13 protein-coding genes are annotated in these 20,351 nt (G+C 48.9%); 7 read left to right on the plus strand and 6 right to left on the minus strand.

All coding sequences use genetic code 11. From position 1 onward, the window contains the following. Positions 1-18: 18 nt before the first annotated feature. The 4 genes from HMPREF6485_RS09430 to HMPREF6485_RS09445 all read right to left on the minus strand — a co-directional run bounded on the left by HMPREF6485_RS09430 (position 19) and on the right by HMPREF6485_RS09445 (position 7,166). A complete protein-coding gene (locus tag HMPREF6485_RS09430; protein ID WP_052296820.1) occupies positions 19-3,225 on the minus strand; it encodes a SusC/RagA family TonB-linked outer membrane protein in 3,207 nt (1,068 codons plus the stop codon). Positions 3,226-3,323: 98 nt separating this feature from the next. Further along, positions 3,324-4,631, minus strand: coding sequence for a glycoside hydrolase 5 family protein (locus tag HMPREF6485_RS09435; protein ID WP_004346184.1), 1,308 nt, complete (start codon positions 4,629-4,631; stop codon positions 3,324-3,326). An 80-nt stretch (positions 4,632-4,711) separates the two neighbouring features. Beyond that, positions 4,712-5,734, minus strand: a complete 1,023-nt coding sequence (locus tag HMPREF6485_RS09440) for a hypothetical protein (RefSeq protein WP_004346185.1) — start codon at positions 5,732-5,734, stop codon at positions 4,712-4,714. A 589-nt stretch (positions 5,735-6,323) separates the two neighbouring features. Continuing rightward, entirely contained in the window at positions 6,324-7,166 is an 843-nt protein-coding gene (locus HMPREF6485_RS09445; RefSeq protein ID WP_004346188.1) for a hypothetical protein, read from the minus strand. A gap of 144 nt (positions 7,167-7,310) precedes the next feature. Here HMPREF6485_RS09445 and HMPREF6485_RS09450 point away from each other — a divergent pair, with 144 nt between their 5' ends. From HMPREF6485_RS09450 to HMPREF6485_RS09470, 5 genes are all read left to right on the plus strand, one after another. Further along, positions 7,311-9,731, plus strand: a complete 2,421-nt coding sequence (locus HMPREF6485_RS09450; protein WP_248622277.1) for a mechanosensitive ion channel family protein — start codon at positions 7,311-7,313, stop codon at positions 9,729-9,731. A 10-nt stretch (positions 9,732-9,741) separates the two neighbouring features. Further along, complete coding sequence (kdsA, locus tag HMPREF6485_RS09455; protein WP_004346190.1) at positions 9,742-10,494, plus strand: 3-deoxy-8-phosphooctulonate synthase; 753 nt, start codon at positions 9,742-9,744, stop codon at positions 10,492-10,494. A gap of 59 nt (positions 10,495-10,553) precedes the next feature. Next, positions 10,554-11,525, plus strand: coding sequence for a KpsF/GutQ family sugar-phosphate isomerase (locus tag HMPREF6485_RS09460; RefSeq protein ID WP_004346191.1), 972 nt, complete (start codon positions 10,554-10,556; stop codon positions 11,523-11,525). Between the two features lie 8 nt (positions 11,526-11,533). Further along, positions 11,534-12,799: a cardiolipin synthase gene (gene cls, locus HMPREF6485_RS09465; protein WP_248622279.1), complete on the plus strand. Its 1,266-nt coding sequence runs from the start codon at positions 11,534-11,536 to the stop codon at positions 12,797-12,799. Between the two features lie 155 nt (positions 12,800-12,954). Beyond that, positions 12,955-13,581 carry a response regulator transcription factor gene (locus HMPREF6485_RS09470; protein WP_044126380.1) on the plus strand — a complete coding sequence of 209 codons (627 nt, stop codon included), beginning with the start codon at positions 12,955-12,957 and terminating at the stop codon, positions 13,579-13,581. 768 nt (positions 13,582-14,349) lie between these two features. Here HMPREF6485_RS09470 and HMPREF6485_RS09475 read toward each other — a convergent pair. Beyond that, the gene (locus HMPREF6485_RS09475) at positions 14,350-15,084 is read right to left on the minus strand and encodes a porin family protein (protein ID WP_004342224.1); all 735 of its coding nucleotides are present in this window, start codon (positions 15,082-15,084) and stop codon (positions 14,350-14,352) included. Between the two features lie 137 nt (positions 15,085-15,221). Next, complete coding sequence (locus tag HMPREF6485_RS09480; RefSeq protein WP_004342225.1) at positions 15,222-16,598, minus strand: PBP1 and LysM peptidoglycan-binding domain-containing protein; 1,377 nt, start codon at positions 16,596-16,598, stop codon at positions 15,222-15,224. A gap of 94 nt (positions 16,599-16,692) precedes the next feature. Here HMPREF6485_RS09480 and HMPREF6485_RS09485 point away from each other — a divergent pair, with 94 nt between their 5' ends. Together HMPREF6485_RS09485 and uvrA are read left to right on the plus strand one after the other, a co-directional pair. Beyond that, positions 16,693-17,403 (plus strand): T9SS C-terminal target domain-containing protein, encoded by a 711-nt coding sequence (locus tag HMPREF6485_RS09485; protein ID WP_004342226.1) that lies wholly within the window; start codon positions 16,693-16,695, stop codon positions 17,401-17,403. A 19-nt stretch (positions 17,404-17,422) separates the two neighbouring features. After that, the gene (uvrA, locus tag HMPREF6485_RS09490) at positions 17,423-20,284 is read left to right on the plus strand and encodes an excinuclease ABC subunit UvrA (RefSeq protein WP_004346195.1); all 2,862 of its coding nucleotides are present in this window, start codon (positions 17,423-17,425) and stop codon (positions 20,282-20,284) included. Positions 20,285-20,351 lie beyond the last annotated feature (67 nt).

Consider the following 20,351-nt stretch of genomic DNA (forward strand, 5'->3'; position numbering starts at 1 on the left):
ATTGCTCGAATTATAAGTTTAGAATTTGACCTTCACGCCGAATGTATAGATGCGTTGCGAAGGATAGCGGTAGTTGTCGATGCCCTGCAGGATAACGCTCTGCCCCTGTGCTCCAACCTCCGGGTCGTATCCGTTGTATCCGCAAATGGTGAACAGGTTTTGAATGTTTCCATACACCTGCACCCAATCGATCTTCAGCGGATTGAGCCATTTCTTGGGAAGGTTGTAAGCCAACGACAATGTTTTCAGACGGAGATAGGATCCGTTCTCCACAAAACGGTCGCTCACACGGTTATTGTCATTCAGACTCGTGCCTGCCGCACTGATACGTTGCACCGATGCCGTATTTGCATTGGGGACATACACATTGGAGATGTCAGTGGCCGAGCCGTTGGGATCGATGAGCTCCACATGCGCGTAGTTGGCCACCTCGCTCATCTTGTTGCCATATCCCTGTGTGTTCGTGTGGTCTTGACGCACAAGATTGTAGATGTCGCCGCCCACGCTACCGTTCAGGAAAAAACTCAATTCAAAGTTCCTCCACGTGATGACATTGTTCAGACCGAAAGTGAAATCGGGGTTCGGATCGCCGATATAGGTGCGGTCGGCCTCCGTGATCTTGCCATCCTTGTTGATATCTTCATAGATATAATCTCCTACCCAAATGCCATTCTGCGCAATGGGTTGAAGATTCTTGTTCGTATCGACCGGTCGTGCAACGGGCACTCTGTTTCCCGAAGCATCAAGCAGGAACTCACCTTGTGCGTTCCGCTGATAGAAGTCGCTCTCTTTGGTGAACATGCCGATCACCTTGTAGCCATAGAAGCGGCCTACAGGTCCACCTACCTCAGAAAGCGTATAGGTATTGGTTCCGATGGTTCCGGGTATGGTAGAGCTCTCGCTGTTCAGGGCTGTCAACTTGTTGCGGTTGAAAGAGAGCGTCGCTCCCGTGCGCCACTGCAAGTCTTTGGTCATGATGTTGACGGTATTCAAAGAAAACTCGATACCCTTATTCTGCAAACTGCCCTTGTTCACCCAAGGAGACGACATGCCCATATAGTCGTTGTTGATGACGTAGGATGGCAGTACCGCTCTCATCAGGAGATTGTCCGTCTTTTTGAGATAAGCATCTACGATAAACTCGATGCGATTGTTCAAGACATTCAAGTCAAAACCTACATTCCAAGCCCGCGTGCTCTCCCACTTCAAGTTCTCGTTGGCAAAGTTGCCCGGATAGTATCCCGTGCCCCAAGCTGTGGAAGTGTTGGCCATTGTTGCACCGTAGGCGAAAGAGGCCGACTGCTGGTTGCCGACAAGTCCCCATCCCAAACGGAGTTTCAAGTTGTCTATCCACTTGGCATTCTTCATGAAGTCTTCATTGCTCACACGCCATGCCAAGGCTGCCGACGGGAACCATCCCCACCGCTTGTTTTTGCCGAAGCTCGACGAACCGTCGGTACGAAGGGTGGCGGTAACGAGGTAACGATCCAGCAAATTATAGTTCACACGACCGAAGTACGACTCGATAGACCATTGGGTGCCATCGTCGCCGGAGTTGGTGGCCGTTGTTGCATTACCCACATCCAGCGAATGAATGATGTCGGAGATATAGCCCTTACGGGAACCTGAGAGCGATTCCCAGTTGCCCCACTGCGCTTCATGCCCGCCCATGATCTGGAACCGGTGCGATTTCCACGGCTCGAAGTCATAAGTGGCGTATTGTTTGAACGAGTTGTACTTGCTCAGGTTCTTTCTGCGAGTGCTCAAAGATTCATTTTTGATCATCCCGTAAGAATATTCCGGAGTGAAGTAATAATTGTTCAGCCAACCACGGTTTCCACCATATTCTATACGGATGCTCAAACCTTTCAGGGGCATGATATTGGCATAGACATTATAGTCAAGCTGGTAGTTGTTGGTGCGGTTCTCCTTCATGTTGGCCTCAAAGATGGGGTTGCTGTAATAAGTACCGGTATCATTGATTTTCGGGAAGCCATACGTGCCGTCCGGATTGCGCGGCGCAACATCGGGAAACTGGTTGAGTGCCGTGTTGATCACGTTGTTCTCCGTAAAGGTGATGAGCTGCTTCGTGTTGGCGTATGCCGCGTTGAAGCCCACCTGCAACCAGTTGGTGATGTTGGTGTCAAAGTTGGCACGGAAGCTGGCGCGGGTGAAGCCCGAGCCTATACCCACACCGTCTTGATCGAGATAGCCGCCACTCAAGGAGTAGTGCATGTCCTTGTTACCGCCATTGATGTTCACCGAGTGGTTTTGCATGAAGGCCGTCTGGAAAAGTTCGTCCTGCCAGTCGGTGCCGTTGGTGAGCAGCGAGGGGTCTTTATAGTCTTCGCGGGTGCCCCAGCCTTGAATGGCCGCACGCACATTATAGAACTCCGCATACTGCGGCAGGTTCATCACACTGAGTTTCTTGGGGAGGGCCTGCCAGCCGATATACCCCTCATACTGTATTTTGGCCTTGCCGTCTTGTCCCCGCTTGGTGGTGATCATCACCACACCATTGGAAGCACGCGAACCGTAGATGGCCGTGGCCGAAGCGTCTTTCAGCACCTCAATGGAGGTGATGTCAGAAGGGTTGATACTGGCCAGCACACTCGAACTGCCTGAAGTATTGCCGCTCGTGGCGATACCGTCGATAACATACAGCGGCTCGTTGCCATTCAAGGTGTTGATACCGCGAATCTGCACGGAGATGCCACCACCCGGCGCACCGGAGTTCTGCATCACCTGCACACCGGCTATGCGTCCTTGCATGGCCTGCTCAAGCGAAGTGTTGACACCCTGCTTGATGGCATCTTCATTGATCGAAGCCACCGAGCCGGTGAGGTCGGAACGCTTCATCACACCATAGCCCACAACGACAATGTCGTTAAGCGTCTGTGCATCTTCGCTCATGGTCACATTCAGACGGCCGCTTGCGGGCACTTTGGCTGTGAGCGTGGCATAACCGACATACGAAAATTCCAATGTCTGTCCGGGTTTGGCGTTCACGGAATAGTTACCGTCAAGGTCGGTAACGGCTCCCGTAGCCCCCCCTTTAATTTTCACTGTCACTCCGATGATTGGCTCTCCGCTACTGCCATCCGTGACCGTACCGGTCACTTTGACCTGTGCAAAAGCCGTCAGAGGAAGCAACAACATAAACAATAGCACCATTGCCTTACCCAAGGAAGGCATGTGCCTCAAATCAAAACTGTCGTGATTCATACTTATAGCTGTTTCCATTAGATATTATAATGATTTATTTTACGAGTTATCCGTGGCTTTCCGTCAGCTTCCCGATACGGTTCCGCTGCTCCACAAGCCTACCGGTGGCTCCGGCTTTTATGCTTGCTTTGCCCAAGACGGCGCATTCTCTCCACCTCCGCTTTCACCACCTGCAAGGTTGTCGTGTCCGTGACAAACACGGAGTTGAGGCCCTGTGCCTCCTGCGCGGGGTCGCCGGTATAATCATCGCCCACTTCCCACTGCTCATGTCGGGGCTTTGCAAAGCCGCCCCATCCCCAGAAATTGCAGCCGGCAAAGTAGCCGCCCTTCTCGGCATTGTCGCCCACGAGAGAGAACACATACTTATAATAGCCGTCGCGGCCTTCGGTTGTCGAAGATAGGGAGAACGAAAATCCGTCGCGGGGATAGCCGAACTCTTCCATCACAAGCGGCTTGCTGAGCCGAGCACATATCGCCAAATGGCGGTCGATATAGTCTTTGGTGTTCCGGCAACTCACGGCCAGGTCTTCCACCAAGTGGTCGGCCCGTGCCCATCCCCAGTTGTAGGGCCACAGGTGGATGTTGCAATAGTCGATGTTCTTGTCAGCACAGATGCGCTCATACACTCCATAGTCGTTTTCGCATCCCCAACTACCCTCACTGCCGATGCTTACAAGGTGGTTTGCGTCAAGGGAGCGGATAAGGGCCGAAGCCTCGGCAAGCCACTTCTCGAAGGCCGGCAATGCTTCTGTCGAAAAAGCCCGGGGCTCGTTTCCTATCTGCCAACTCATGATGGCCGGATCGTCGGTGTATTTCAGCCCCGTGTAGCGGTTGGTTCGTGACAAGATAAAACGCACGTAGTCATAGAACAGTTGGTGTGCCTTCTCACAGGTGGCATAGCGGGCCACAAACTTCATAAAGGCCGGATAGCCGTCTTCATCCGGCCGTGGAGCCTTGCCTTCGCCTGCCTGTTCGAGATAATAGCCATAGCCCCCACTCCACTCCCAAGAATTGTTGAGATAGAGCACTGCCACCATCCTCCGCTTCCCCATCTCCATGAGCAGATAGTCGAGGCCGGCCAGAATCGTATCGTTATAGACTCCCGGAGCCTCCTGCAACGTAGGCTCGACCTTGGTCTTTATGCCCCGTTGGCCATCGGAACCGACAAGTATCCTCAAATTGTCTATTCCCATGGCCCTCATCCGGTCGAGCTCTTTGCACAGCCGGGCGCGGTTGCCTCCCTGCCCCTCAGAACCGAGAATGGCACCATACCAAAAATTGGTGCCCACATAATAATAAGGTATACCGTCTCTCACAAAATGACCGTCTTTCACCTGCACAAATCCCTTTTTGGCAGAGAGTGACAAAGCAGCGAGCATCATCAGACAACAAAAGATTTTTCTCATTGTAGTTTTTTGAAAGAGGGAGTCCTGCGCACAACGGGCAGAACCGCCCCTTTGGTTTCTATATGCTTATTTGTTCGACATCATTTACGGACATATTTCTTGCCATCTACGATGACCAAGCCCTTATACGACTTGCCCACCTGCTGTCCGGCAACATTGTAGGCTGTCTTGCGTTCAGGCTTCTTGAGAGCCTTTAAGCCATCGACACCTGTAGGAGAGGTAATGACCGACTCAATGCTTGCAAACTTCACCGTCGAAGGATAAACGGCATCTGCCTTACTGGCTTTGATGTAAATGTTCACGACATCTTCGGGCACAGTGGTTTCATCGATTGTAAATCTAAACTCCGTTGAACCGACGGGAATATTAAACCATGCAATGCCTTTGGAGTCGTTGTCGGCTTCGACACACATATCTATCGTTGTCGGCTCGGAGAACAAGATCTTAAATGCCTGCACTTCCCCACTGCCTTTGGCGAATGTAGCGGTTTTTCCGTCTGTAGAGGCCAGCTTCAAACTTCCCCATTGGCCGGTATAAGTGATTTCACAAGGCATGGGAGCCGGAGAAATCAAGACGGTGCCCCCGGTCTGCTTGCATCCCCATGCAACACCGCCATAATGAATCTCTTCTTCCGTCCCATCGTGCTTGATGAGCGCAACGCTCTTTATGTTGATGGAAGCGTCCGCAGTCTTGGCTTGTAAAGTGAAAGTGGTTATACTTCCCTCTGTCCCCTTAAAGTCGCCCGTCACTTCTGTGGCATCCTCCGGAAGGTCTTTATAGGCATTCAATGTTTCGGGGGTACCCGCCATCTTCAGCTGCATTCCCTGTTTGCCGTCCTTCGGTGTACCGGGGTTATAGGCTGCATAAACAACCTTATAGCCTTTGTATAACGACATGTCGATGGCCTTATCGGAAAGTTTGTATTCTCCCCATTGGGAAGTTGCACTCACGGTAATCTCACCACTGAGAACTGTCGTACTCTTTGCCGTGGTCTCATAATTCCACGGATTCGCATCAATGACAAAGCCATACTTTTTTGTCGTCACAGCATTCAAGGTCAAAACTGCAACCAACGCAGCAGCTAAAGTAAACATTTTCTTCATAAACGTAAAATAATTGGTTTTTAATAATTTATTTGGTAAGTTAATGATTGTATTGTACAGTTAGATTGGTGATTCTGATTACATGGTGCAAATGTAACCCATTAAATTGAAATACATTGATACTTTATTGCTCATTCTTAATACTTTTTTACGACAAGAGTTAAGAAATGCAAATCCGATAGTGGTCACTTCCCTTTTCTTCCACAACCGAAAAGATTCGGTGCAAGGCCTATGCACCATCCGTGCAGAGCCTCCGCACCAAGTGTGCAACAGCCAAGCACGGAATGCGCAAAGGCTCTGCACCACACCCATGACGTATCTTCCACCCTCTCATTTCGGCAGTATGGGATAATCGCCCATGCAATATTGGCAGTACAAAAGGTTTTTTAGAGAATGTTTAATGCCATAATCAGCACCTTTTCGGGCTATAAAAGCATTCAAAATCATCGCAAAACGCGTCATTTTACAAACAAACATCATCCAGAATGCAATGTTTTGTAAATTTTAGTAGATTAAATTGCAATAAATTACAAGAGTGGGCTCTCGGAAGCGTTAGTATGCTTGGTGCATCCGTCGCTTGTAAGGTTGGTTAAAGCTCCGCATGAAAACGCACAAGTCCTTCAATGGGGCTCTTTATCACTTTAGCCGGCTCATACCCTTCTTCCCGAGCCGTTTCAGAAAACAACTCCCGGAAATGCCAAGCAATGCTGCCCACGGCACCGAGGCTTACGGTCGGACTGCAACGGTGATACTGCACGATATTCCGTCTGAAAAACTGCCTGAAATTGGCTTTCACTAACTCTCTCAACGCCCGGTTGTCAAGGTGCAGAACTATATAGCGGGCTGCGGAGGCCAGAAAACGATTGGCCAAAGGCTCTCTGTACACTTTTGAGATGATGTCGGCATAGGTCAGTCCGGCCCAATCAAGATAGTCGTCACGCATTTCTGCCGGCAGAAAGCCCTTGAAAATGGCATTCAAGAAACTCTTTCCAAGGGCAGCCCCACTTCCCTCGTCACCAAGTATATAGCCCAGCGGCGGTGTGTTCATCACGATTTCCCTACCGTCATAAAGTCCGCTGTTGGCTCCCGTACCCAATATGCAGACAATGCCGGTCTTATGCCCCCACACAGCCCGTGCAGCGGCAAGCAGATCGCCGAACGCACCGATTTCCCCGGCATGGGGAAACATGCGTCGCAACACGCCCTGTAACTTGGGAGACATCTCTGGAGTACAGCCGGCACCATAAAACGAAATGGAATCGATGGGGAAAGCAAGTTGGGAAATCAATTCTTCGGAAAGGATGCGTGCTATCAGCCTTTCGTCCTGATGAAAAGGATTGATGCCTTGCGTGACTATCCGTTGCATCACCATCCCCTCCTCGGCCACAGCCCAATCGGTTTTTGTACTTCCACCGTCAGCTATCAGTTTCATTGCTCATTAGTTGATTGTTTTGTGCAAAAGTAGTAATTTTAACGGAAAAGCTATTACGAAACCAATAAATAAATGAAAAAACAGCCCCACCCACCCGCCTATTCCCCAATCTTTTATTACCTTTGCAAGCAAGTTACAGCCGTTATGGAAAAAAGATTATTGTTTTTGGTTTCACTCGTCGTACTATGCGTACTGCCCGGCCACGCAGTGCTCAAAGAGGCGAATCTTGACACCACACTCCACATACTCCGGGCAGAGCTCATCAACTATCATTTGGAGCTTGAACAGCAGTCGAAAGACATGGAAGAACAACAGCAGACTGTGGTGGAAGAGCTTACGACGATTACCAATCTGGCCGACCAAAACGCCGTGATGCTCTATTCGCAACGCAATGGCTACATCTTTGATTTGGCCTATGCCTGCCATGAGGCCACAGAGCAGTTTCACCGGTTCAAGTCAAAGTCGCAACCATTCCGTGACCGCATCAATCAAAATACGACTGAATTGGCACGTTTTGACTCCCTCATTGCCAACCTCAATTCCATGGAGCCGCTGTTTCTCAGCGAAAAAGCACGCATAGACCGCAGCGTGTGTCTGGCTTTGGCCATTAACATTCGCCGGCAACTAAAAGAAAACCAAGTGCTGCTTGACACCTATATAGGCTACTACAACCGCTCGGAAGAGAAACTAAAAACCCTCAACGACTTCGCCAACATGAAGTATGAGGAGATACAGACCAACATATTCAAGAATGGCAGTGACAATTACTTCAAGATATTGAGTCATCTGAAGACAAACCTGTCGAAGACCGGAGAGTCGGTCGCGGAGAAATATAAGCCACTCCGAAGTGAGAGAGTGTCGCAATGGGATGTCCGAGTCATTTTCTTTCTGTTCACGCTGATTGCCGTCTACGCCTTGCTATCGGTCATCATCAACCTTATCACCATCCGGATCATCGCCACCCGACTGATGAAACGCAACAAGTTTGCCAAGATGCAGGATTCCTTTATGGCCAAGCGCACCTGCATCATCATGGCCATGACGGTGGTGACCTTTGCCATTATTCTGGGAGTGATCCATACTGTGGTCAGCCAGAACTTTATCATCATGGCCAGCAATCTGCTGGTGGAATATGCCTGGTTGTTGGGAGTCATTCTCATATCTCTGCTGTTGCGTGTGAGTGACAAACAGATCAGGAGTGCTTTCCGCATCTACGCTCCGCTCATTGTGGTGACTTTCATCGTGATATTCTTTCGCATCGTGCTCATCCCCAATGCGTTGGTCAACTTGGTTTTCCCTCCTGTGCTGCTCGTGTGCTTGCTGTGGCAGGCCAATGTCATCAAGCGACACAACCACAATGTGCCCAAAAGCGACATGCTATACACTTTCGTCTCCTTGGGCGTATTCATCACTTCCTGCATCAGCTCGTGGGCAGGCTTTACCCTGCTTTCCGTACAGCTCATCATCTGGTGGATGATGCAGCTCACTTGCATCCTCACCATCACCTGTCTGAGCGGCTGGTTACGGGTCTACAGCAAACGCAAGGGGCTTGATGTGCAGGACATCACCAAGCGCTGGCTGTTCAATCTCGTCTACCATGTAGCACTTCCGGTGCTGGGCGTAGCTTCCGTTTTCATCTCCATCTATTGGGCGGCCGACATCTTCAACATGGGCGATACCACCTGGCGCATCTTCAACACCAAATTTATTGACAACAAGGATGTTATCACGCTGAGCATCACCTCCATCGCCGTGGTCATCAGCCTCTTTTTTGTATTCTCCTATCTCAATCATACCATCAAGGCATTTGTGAAATACCACTTCGAGAAATCGGATCCCAACACGGCCATGAGCCGCAACATGATGGCCCGCAATGTGATACAGATCTTCGTCTGGGGGGTGTGGTTGCTGGTGTCGTTGAAGATATTCAACGTCAACATGACGGTACTGGCTGTGGTTTCCGGAGGTCTTTCCACCGGTATCGGTTTTGCCATGAAGGATATTCTGGAAAACATCTACTATGGGGCATCGCTCATGGCGGGCCGCGTGAAGGTGGGCGACTATATCGAGTGCGACGGTACCCGTGGCAAAGTGAACAGCATCAGCTACACTTCCACCACCATTGAGACCATCTACGGGTCGATCATCTCGTTTCAAAACTCGCAGCTGCTCACCAAAAACTACAAGAACATGACCAAAAACCACGGCTATGAACTGGATGTGCTGGAAGTGGGCGTGGCCTATGGAAGCGATATCAAAATGGTGAAACAAATCCTGCAAGAGGCTATCGTCAAGCTGCCGTTCATCTACAAGGAGCGCGGGGTGAAAATCGTTCTTAAAGATTTCGGTGACAGCAGCATCATCCTGAAAGTGCTCATTTGGGTGCCTGTGCTTACCCAATATACCAACGATGGGGAGGTGATGGAATGCATCTACGAGACGCTCAATGCCCACGGTGTGGAGATTCCGTTCCCGCAACGCGATATCCGCATCATCCGCACTGACAACGACCGCATACCGGAACTCATGGCACAAAATGACAAGAACACACAAGCAAACATCTAACGACAGAAATATGAAACCGATCATCATAGCGGGCCCTTGCGTCATCGAGTCGCAAGAACTGCTCGACACGGTAGCGAAGACGCTTGTAGAAATCAACAAGCGACTCGGGATAGACATCATTTTCAAGGCTTCATTTGACAAAGCCAACCGCACATCGCTCCACTCCTTCCGCGGGCCGGGACTGGAGAGAGGTTTGGAGATGCTGTCAAAGGTGAAAGAAAAATACGGATTGCGACTCCTGACCGACATTCACGAGAGCTGCCAGGCCGAAGCCGCGGGAGAAGTGGTCGATGTGTTGCAGATACCGGCCTTTCTCTGCCGGCAGACCGACTTGCTTGTGGCAGCAGCCCGTACCGGACGCATCGTCAACATCAAAAAAGCACAATTCCTTAGCGGACGAGACATGCGCTATCCGACAGAGAAGGCACTCGAGAGCGGTGCCAAGGAGGTGTGGCTCACCGAGCGTGGCAACAGCTTCGGCTATAACAACCTCGTAGTAGACTTCCGCAACATCCCCGACATGAAAGAGATCGTGCCCACGGTCATCATGGATTGCACGCACAGCGTGCAGCGGCCCAGTGCCGGAGAGGGAAAAACGGTGGGCGACCGGAAGTTTGTGCCCTCTATGGCCATGGCGGCCAAGGCCTTCGGAGCCACAGGTTACTTCTTTGAAGTGCATCCGGAGCCGGACAAAGGACTGTCGGATGCAGCCAATATGCTCGAACTTGGCAAGCTCGAAGCACTTGTAAACAGGATTATCTGACAGACCGGTAATCCACTCTATCATGCCGGCCGGTTATTGATATCAATCTGATTAGAAAAATGAAACAAGACAGCAATAAACAAAAAGACATACTGAATTGGGGAAAGCAATGTCTGCGGGACGAAGCCCAAGCACTGCTCGACTTGATTCCGCAAATGGATGAGAACTTTTCCAAAGCCGTGGAAATGATGTACCGATGTCATGGCAAAATCATTGTGACGGGAGTGGGAAAAAGCGGCAACATAGGGGCAAAGATTGCCGCGACTCTCGCCTCGACCGGTACACCGGCCTTTTTCATTAACCCTCTTGACGTGTATCATGGCGACTTGGGCGTGATGACCAGCGATGACGTGGTGCTGGCATTGAGCAATTCGGGGCAAACCGACGAACTGCTGCGCTTCATCCCCATGCTGTTGCACATGAATGTACCCATCATCTCCATGACGGGCAACGAGAAGTCGCTTTTGGCCAAATTCAGCAATGCTCATCTGAAGGTTTGGGTCAAGAAGGAGGCCTGCCCACTCAACTTGGCTCCCACGAGCAGCACCACGGCAGCCTTGGCCATGGGAGACGCCCTCGCCGTGGCACTGATGCAGGTGAGAGACTTCAAGCCACGCGACTTTGCACAGTTCCATCCCGGCGGCGAACTGGGCAAACGATTGCTCACCACGGCTGAAGATGTGATGCGCAGCGACCAACTGCCCATTATCCCGCAAGACATGCACTTGGGGGAAGCCATTATCCAAGTGAGCAAAGGCAAACTGGGACTGGGGGTCTCGCTGGAAGACAATAAGGTGGCCGGGCTCATCACCGACGGTGACATTCGCCGGGCGATGGAAAAATGGCAGGCAAAATTCTTTGACCATACGGTGGATGAAATCATGACACGCACCCCCAAGCTCGTGTTGCCTAACACCAAAATCACGGAAATACAACGCATCATGCAACAACACCGCATACACACGGTGCTGGTGACTGACAAGGAACGACATCTGCTCGGAGTGGTCGACCACTACGCATGTATGATTTAAGGGGGAATATGAAACTTCGGAATAGCGTTACAACATTGCTCCTACTCGTTTTCTATACCACAGTGGGAGCACAGACGAGCGATTCGCTCATCGCCGGACAACTCCGCGGGAAGGGTATCACATTCTCACACAACAACTCGGTCACACTGCTGATGAACGGCAAGGAGAAATTTGACGACCTGTTCAAGGCCATCAGTCAAGCCCAAAAAAGCGTTCATTTGGAATACTTCAATTTCCGCAACGACTCCATCACCAACGCCTTGGTTGACCTGCTGGCGGAGAGAGCAAAAGCGGGAGTCGAGGTGCGCGCACTGTTTGACGGGTTTGGAAACTGCTCCAACAATCAGCCGCTCAAGAAGCGACATATCCGCGACATGCACAGCAGGGGCATCGAGATATTCGAGTTCAACCCGGTAAGGTTCCCATGGATAGACGATCTTTTCAACCGCGACCACCGTAAGATTGTCGTCATCGACGGGCAGATAGCCTACACCGGCGGAATGAATGTGGCCGACTATTATATAAAAGGCACACGACTAGTGGGGAGCTGGAACGACATGCACTGCCGCATAGACGGCGATGAGGTGAACACGCTTCAAAAGATATTCCTGCGCATGTGGAACAAAGTGAGCGGCCAGAACATACACGGGCCACAATACTATCGGGCCAAGCGGCAGGACTACTTCAAGGGACTGAAACCAGACACAACTCCAACGGCCTACAAGAAGACCGTCGGCATCATCAACCGCGAGCCACACACAAGCAATGACATCATCCGCTACTTTTACCTGAACGCCATCAACGATGCCAAAGACTCCATTAAAATCATCAACCCCTACTTCACACTCAGCCACAAGCTGAAAAAAGCCTTGCGCAAAGCCGTCAAAAGAGGCGTGAAGGTCGAGATCATGCTCAGCACCCGAAGCGACATACCACTGACTCCCGATTACGGTTTCTTCAATGCACACAACCTGATGCAGGCGGGCTGCAATATATGGATGTACACGGCGGGATTCCACCACACCAAGATCATTATGGTGGACGGGCGGTTTTGTACAGTGGGGAGTGCCAATCTCAATGCAAGAAGTCTGCGCTGGGACTATGAGGAAAACGCCGTCATCTTGGATCCCTACACCACCGGACAACTTGATGAATTGTTTGAAAAAGACAAGCAAGACAGCTATCTCCTGACGGAAGAAATATGGGATCACACACGCACACGTTGGCAAAAACTGCGGGGATGGTTGGCCAGTTTCCTGGCTCCATTCCTCTGATCTCTAAAAATATTTATCTATCTTTGCAACTGCAGGTTGCCGAAAGGCATAAAGACCAATGGGGACACACTGCTTGCAACTATGGATTTTTCTAACAAGAAACAGAAAAAATAATGAAAAATACAAAAGAAATGGAAGGCCACCCGCATGGAGACATGCAAACGGCCGGAGAGCCGACAGGCAAACCTAAAGCCACGCGGCCCAAAATAGCCATTGTAGACAATAATACACTGGCAGTGATAGGGCTGGAACACATCCTGCAAAACGTCATGCCCATCATGACGATAGACACATTCGGGTCGTTTGAAGAGTTGCAGGAGAGCAATCCCGACACCTATGTCCACTTTTTCGTTGCCACGAACATTGTCATTGCCAACAGACAGTTTTTCCTTGACCGGCAATCGAAGACCTTTGTCCTCACCACCTCGCAGGATCCCAACTCACAAATGAGAGATTTCCGCTGTCTATGTACCAATGTCTCGGAAGACCATCTTGTGCGTAGCCTGCTGCAATTAGAGCAAACGGGCCATGCCAACGGCAGAAACCTACCGGAACTTCCAAGGGCTTTAAGGGCCAAGATACTGACCGACCGGGAGATAGAAGTACTATCACTCGTGGCTCAGGGGAAAATAAACAAGGAGATAGGAGAAACGCTCAACATCGGGTTGACGACCGTCATCACCCACCGCAAGAATATCCAAGAGAAGTTGGGCCTGAAGAGCGTGTCGGCACTCACCATCTATGCCGTCATGCGAGGGTATGTAGATATCAACGCCATTTAAACGGAGCCGGGATTTTTCGGTTCTTTTCATTCAGAGTCACCCTGACCGGCAAAACCGACAAGAAAACCTAAAGCGATATGCCCAAGCCCCTCCCCTATTTTTAAAAAGCTGCCCATTGTGCAGCCTTTTTATTATCTTTTCCACACTCTGCCTTTTCCAATAGCAGAGAAGCATGGAAAGGACATTAGAGCTCTGTCAATGTTTAGCGGAGGAGAACACCGGACAGAATAATTGTCAAAACATTTATTCATTTTCGGCCTCTCATATTACGATATTCACAACCGACAACCCACTTGACCGTAAATAAGCGATTTTAGCGACATTTCCAAAACGCTGACAATCAGCTATTTGAATTTTATCAACATGAATTAGAATTCGGAAACGGGCCTGAAAGGGTCCAAACGAGTTTGCAAAAGGGGCACAGTTGCGACGCAACTGTGCCCCTTTCAGCTTTCAAGTGTGGCTCTTTCGCAAGCCCGGAGATCCGGAAAGGAAAATTCGGTAGGTTTTCCCGATGGTTTGAAGCCTACTTTCCATTCTGGTTGAAAGATTTCTGTGGATGTATTTTTGTTAAGTTTATTCGCCACCATCAGTCTTCTTGTGGAGACAACTTTCACAGGTTTTATCGGTGTGTGACTGATACATGCTTTCATTCATCCCATCAAATGGCAACTGTCCGACGAACATGCAACACCTGATTATAACATAAAGGGCAGGCTGGAGTATATGTTCCACCCCGCCCCTCCCTGTTAAGGCAGCGCAAAAGTGCTATTTCTTTCGTGTGCGGACGAGGTCGAAAAGGTAGCTCGCCTTAATGACGATGTTGCCAAAATTACTCTTGCCAAAGAAGTCACGTTTGCTGCTACCATAAATATTGCCAAGTCCATAATAGTAACGGGCCTCGACTTGAAAATGCCCGATCTTAGGTACGGAATATTCAACACCCAAGCCTACGGCAATGCCATAGTCGAACTTCTTCTCTACACTCATGGTGTCTTGGGCGACGACCGTGTTGCTGCGCCCTGTCGTAAGAGACTGGTTGCGCTTGCTCAATTCAAAATTGGTCGTGGTGGATTCACTTAAATAATAGCCAAACTGTGGCCCCAAATTAACAAAGAAATTGGCACCTTTGCTTTCGCGTCCCCATGCGAGGTGGGCAAACATGGGAACTTGCACATAGTTAATGGTGCGACTATACTCCTCAGCCAAACCGGTTTCTTCATTGATGACCGGCTCATTGTTAACTGTCTTTATATCCTCTTTCCAACCAAGTGAGGCATAGTTCACCTCGGCTTGAATGGCACAAATGGTCTTAAAATATTTTTCACACACATACCGGAATGACAGTCCGCCGGTGATGCCGCCGTGGTAACCTTGAGACACCGAAGGATCGAAGCCTACATTGCTCAACACATAGCCGCCATTGACACCAACGGCAAAATCGTTGCGATGCTCGCCTATCTGCGAATGGGCGGAAGCGGATGTTAACAGATATATGGCCATGATGGCCGACACCTTTTTATGTATTCTCATATTATTCTTTTTCTATCTGTCACACTGTCTGTAAACACTCTACAATTTGCATGCACCAAGACACCTTCCCTACTTCTCTTAAGCCATGCTACTGCAGAACGGCCATATCAATAGGCAATAGACTCTATCTGTTTGTTGAAAGTGTAATGAATCAACAGGAAACTATGATTCTGGAATCCGCCACGTCCGGCTTTCTCAAAATACAATGGCGTTTGCAGCGGTTGGTAGGTGTTTTGCGCCTTCTCCCCTGTGAAGTTCTTACCAAACCGCTTAAATCCACGGAGAAAGAACTGTGCCTGGTCGTAACCAATAAGGGCAAAGCGAGGCATGGCAAACAGCATATCCGCCCCGAAAAGCGACTTATAGCGCCGTTCCAAGTCTACAGTCTTCGCATTGGAAGCATTATAATAGAAAGTGGAAGGGATATAAGTGTCATAACGGAAGAAACGGTCAAGATTGTACTTGGTATACATCAACCACTCGGTATAGCCATACAGAGAAACTACCAAACCGGGGTATTGGCTGTTAAGCAGGTCGAGTTTGTTTAATGCAGCAGTCAGCAGAGGAGAACGTCCCGAATTAAGAATAACGACATTCTGCTTAGAGCGGTCGAAAGCCTTGGCAAAAGCTTCGGGCGACGAGTTGAGATTTGTGATGCTGTATTTGATGCCACGACTTTCCAACTGCTTGCGGAGTCCGAAAGTAAATATCCCTTTCGTCGAAGCCGTATCATTACAATCGATGAAAATGGGATGAGCATTGGGGAATCGATTCAAATAGGCATTGATGGCCGATCGGTTAAGCGATTCTGCCGATTGATAGACTTGGTAAACCTGCCTGTTGGTATTCACTTCGTTTCCACTGATAGAAAAAGGAATGACCATCTTTATGTCGTATGCCTTGCAAAACTCCCCAAGCGCTGCAACTTGCTTGGAATATAGAGGTCCAAAAATAACATCACACTTCGTGGCCCCCTCTTTCAGCAACGTTTGCCGCATATCTGCATCAATAGGAACATTCCAAGCGTATACTTCGGTGGAGAAACCTTGTCGCTTCATGTCTTCAACGGCCATGAGAAAGCCACGGTAGTACTCGACCATCCGCCGACCGTCGCCATCCACATCATGCAGGGGCAACATCATGCCTACGCGAATGGCCGATGACGGAGTGGCTGCCTTTGCGGATGTCACCACCTTAGCGGGCGTTGCGGGTGTCTTGACACTATTTGCTGACCGTTCCGGCTTTGCAAAAGGAATGAAGACTGTCGTCCCTTTTTTAAGCACATAGCCTTCGGTCTTCATATCGGGATTGGCATCCAACAAGTCGGGCACAGTGATGCCGTACTTGTTTGCAATGCCAAACAGCGTGTCCTTTTTCTTTGTCTGATAAATATCGCGCCACTTGGTGCTTTGTCCAAATACAGATACGCTTAAAAGCAAAGTGAGGGACAACAACAAATATCTTAAAAAATGTCTCATATCCATAGGTATTTTGTATTCAAGTGCAAAAATACAAAAAATCTATTATCCCACATTGATTATCTTTCATCTTTTTATTAACTTTGCATAATTAAACGATATGGAAAGGAAAATTAAACTAATATTAGCATTGGCCATTTCGTGTCTGTCGATAGTCACTGTCAATGCACAAGATTACCCCACTATTTCTCCCAATGCGACGTTTACCGATGCTGAAGGACACACCGAGGAGGGAACGAGTTTTAGCGGGTCGGCCCCCATTACGGTCAAGCTACAGGCCAATCCCACAGCCACAGATGGGTGGACCCCCTATTACGAATGGAGATTTTATACTGACAACAACACTTCCCCCTATCTTGTAAGATATGAGCAAAATACTGATTTCACCTTTAATGTAGCCGGAAGTCATCGCATCATTTGCTATGCCAAATTCAGCAAGAGCGGACAAACTGCCATAGAAGTGTCTAACGAAGAGGAGCCGATAACGATTTCGATCTCAGAAAGCAAACTGGAGATGCCCAACGCTTTTTCGCCAAATGGAGATGGAATAAATGACATCTATAAAGCAAAGGCGGGCTACCAATCACTCGTGGAGTTTCATGCCTACATCTTCAACCGCTGGGGACAAAAACTGTATGAATGGGATAATCCGGCCAATGGATGGGACGGTACCTATAAGGGAAAAGACGTTAAACAGGGTGTTTACTTCGTATTGGTGAAAGCGAAAGGTGCTGACGGGCGAATATTCAACATCAAAAAGGATGTCAATTTGCTGAGGGGATACACCGAAGCATCGACTGTCACAGAATAGGCCATTAGAACAGGAAAGAATGAATCACAAGATAGCACAAACTGAACAAGACTTTTTGGACTCAGAACGGAAAATATGTGTATGGGGAGCACGTGTACACAATCTAAAGAATGTGGATGTCGTGATACCCCGCAACTCATTGACGGTAATCACAGGGCTCTCGGGATCAGGAAAATCCTCTTTGGCATTCGACACCATATTTGCTGAAGGGCAGCGTCGGTATATAGAGACTTTCTCTGCATACGCACGCAACTTTTTAGGCAACATGGAACGACCGGATGTTGACAAAATCACAGGATTAAGTCCGGTTATCAGCATCGAACAGAAGACAACCAACAAAAATCCCCGTTCTACTGTCGGAACCACGACAGAGGTGTATGACTACCTGCGCTTGCTGTATGCACGGGCGGGTACGGCCTACAGCTATATGAGCGGAGAGAAAATGGTGAAATATACCGAAGAACAAGTCATTGACATGATTCTCAATGACTATATGGGCAAGCGTATCTACATCCTCGCCCCACTTGTCCGTCAACGGAAAGGCCACTATCGCGAACTTTTTGAGAGTATGCGCAGAAAGGGTTATCTCAACATACGCATAGACGGTGAGATACAGGAGATTGTGCGCGGAATGAAAGTTGATCGATACAAGAACCACAACATCGAAGTAGTCATCGACAAACTTGCTGTTCAGAACAAAGAAGATGAACGATTGAGAAAAAGCATCCAGGTGGCCATGAAACAAGGTGAAGGTGTCTTGATGATTATGGACAAGGACAGCGGAGAAATCAAAAACTTCTCCAAACGGCTCATGGATCCTATCACCGGACTTGCATACGGCGATCCGGCACCTAACATTTTTTCCTTCAACTCTCCCGAAGGGGCATGCCCGCACTGCAAAGGGTTAGGAGTCATCAATGAGATAGACCTCGGAAAGGTTATCCCGGATCCCAAACTAAGTATTTACGAAGGTGCCATCGTACCTTTGGGGAAATACAAAAACCAAATGATATTTTGGCAAATCGAGGCCATATTGGAGAGGTTTGGCTGCAAACTGAAGACACCTGTCAAAGACATTCCAAAAGAGGCCATGGATGAAATCTTGTATGGTTCGCTCGAATCTCTAAAGATAGACCGAGAGAAGATGCATACCACCAGCGATTATTTCATCTCATTCGATGGTGTCATCAAATATTTGCGCACAGTCATGGACAACGATGACTCGACGAGCGGACAAAAATGGGCCGACCAATTCCTTGCCGAAGTAGAGTGTCCGGAATGTCACGGTCAACGACTGAAACGTGAGTCGCTGTCATACAAAATCTGGGAGAAGAATATCTCTGAAGTCGCCAACCTTGATATCTCGGAATTAAAAGAATGGCTCGAGCATGTGGAGGAACATTTGGAACCCACAAAAAAGAAGATAGCCACGGAAATAGTCAAAGAACTTCGTTCGCGTGTGACTTTTCTCTTGGAAGTGGGACTGGACTATCTTTCGTTGAATCGCCAGTCTGCCACACTGTCGGGTGGTGAAAGCCAACGTATCCGTTTGGCGACACAGATAGGAAGCCAACTGGTGAATGTGCTTTACATCCTTGATGAACCGAGCATAGGATTACATCAACGTGACAACGAACGGCTTATCAATTCCTTAAAAGAGCTGCGTGACATGGGCAACACGGTGATCGTGGTAGAACATGATGAAGACATGATGCGGGCTGCCGACTGGATTATTGATATAGGCCCTAAGGCCGGACGTAAAGGTGGAGAAGTTGTGTTTCAGGGCACTCCTGCTGAAATGCTCAAGCAACATACGATTACGGCCGACTACCTGAATGGTGAAAGAAAGATAGAAGTCCCGACACAAAGACGAAAGGGTAATGGCAAAATGATTACCTTAAAGGGTTGTAAAGGAAACAATCTTAAAAATGTGGATGTCACTTTTCCTCTTGGGACGCTCACTGTAGTTACAGGAGTCTCCGGTTCGGGAAAATCTACACTTATCAATGAGACCCTCCAACCGATTCTGTCACATCACTTCTACCGGTCATTGAAAAAGCCAATGGCATTCAAAAAGATAGAAGGCATTGAGAATATAGACAAAGTGGTCAATGTGGACCAAAGCCCCATAGGACGCACGCCTCGTTCAAATCCGGCCACCTACACGGGTGTATTCAGCGATATTCGCGCGTTGTTTGTCAATTTGCCCGAAGCTAAGATCAGAGGCTACAAACCGGGGCGTTTCTCTTTTAACGTGAAAGGGGGGCGATGCGAAACATGCGCAGGAAACGGCTACAAGACCATCGAAATGAATTTTCTGCCTGACGTGATGGTACCTTGTGAAGAATGTCACGGCAAAAGATACAATAGAGAGACTCTTGAGGTCAGGTTTAAAGGAAAATCCATTGCCGATGTTCTTGATATGACCATCAATCAGGCAGTTGATTTTTTTGAGAATGTACCACAAATTCTCCCACGCATTAAAGCCCTTCAAAATGTAGGATTGGGATATATCAAACTCGGACAATCCTCCACTACGCTGTCCGGTGGCGAAAGTCAGCGCGTGAAACTGGCAACGGAATTGGCAAAGAAAGATACAGGGCGGACGATGTATATCCTTGATGAACCGACAACAGGACTCCATTTTGAGGACATTCGTATTTTGATGGATGTTCTTCAAAAACTTGTTGACAGAGGCAATACCGTCATCATTATTGAGCACAACCTTGATGTCATCAAACTTGCAGACTATATCATTGACATGGGACCGGAAGGTGGCCGAGGCGGCGGAACGCTTCTTGCATCGGGTACTCCCGAAGCTGTCGCCAAAAGCCTAAAAGGCTATACGCCCAGATTCTTAAGGCTCGCGATAGGCCATTAGCAGGGGCCAAGCCATATGTACCTGCCCTCTCCACTATTAGAGATTAGGAAGGTTCGGCATCAGGACA

It is taken from the genome of Segatella buccae ATCC 33574 (assembly GCF_000184945.1).
Classification (GTDB): Bacteria; Bacteroidota; Bacteroidia; order Bacteroidales; family Bacteroidaceae; genus Prevotella; species Prevotella buccae.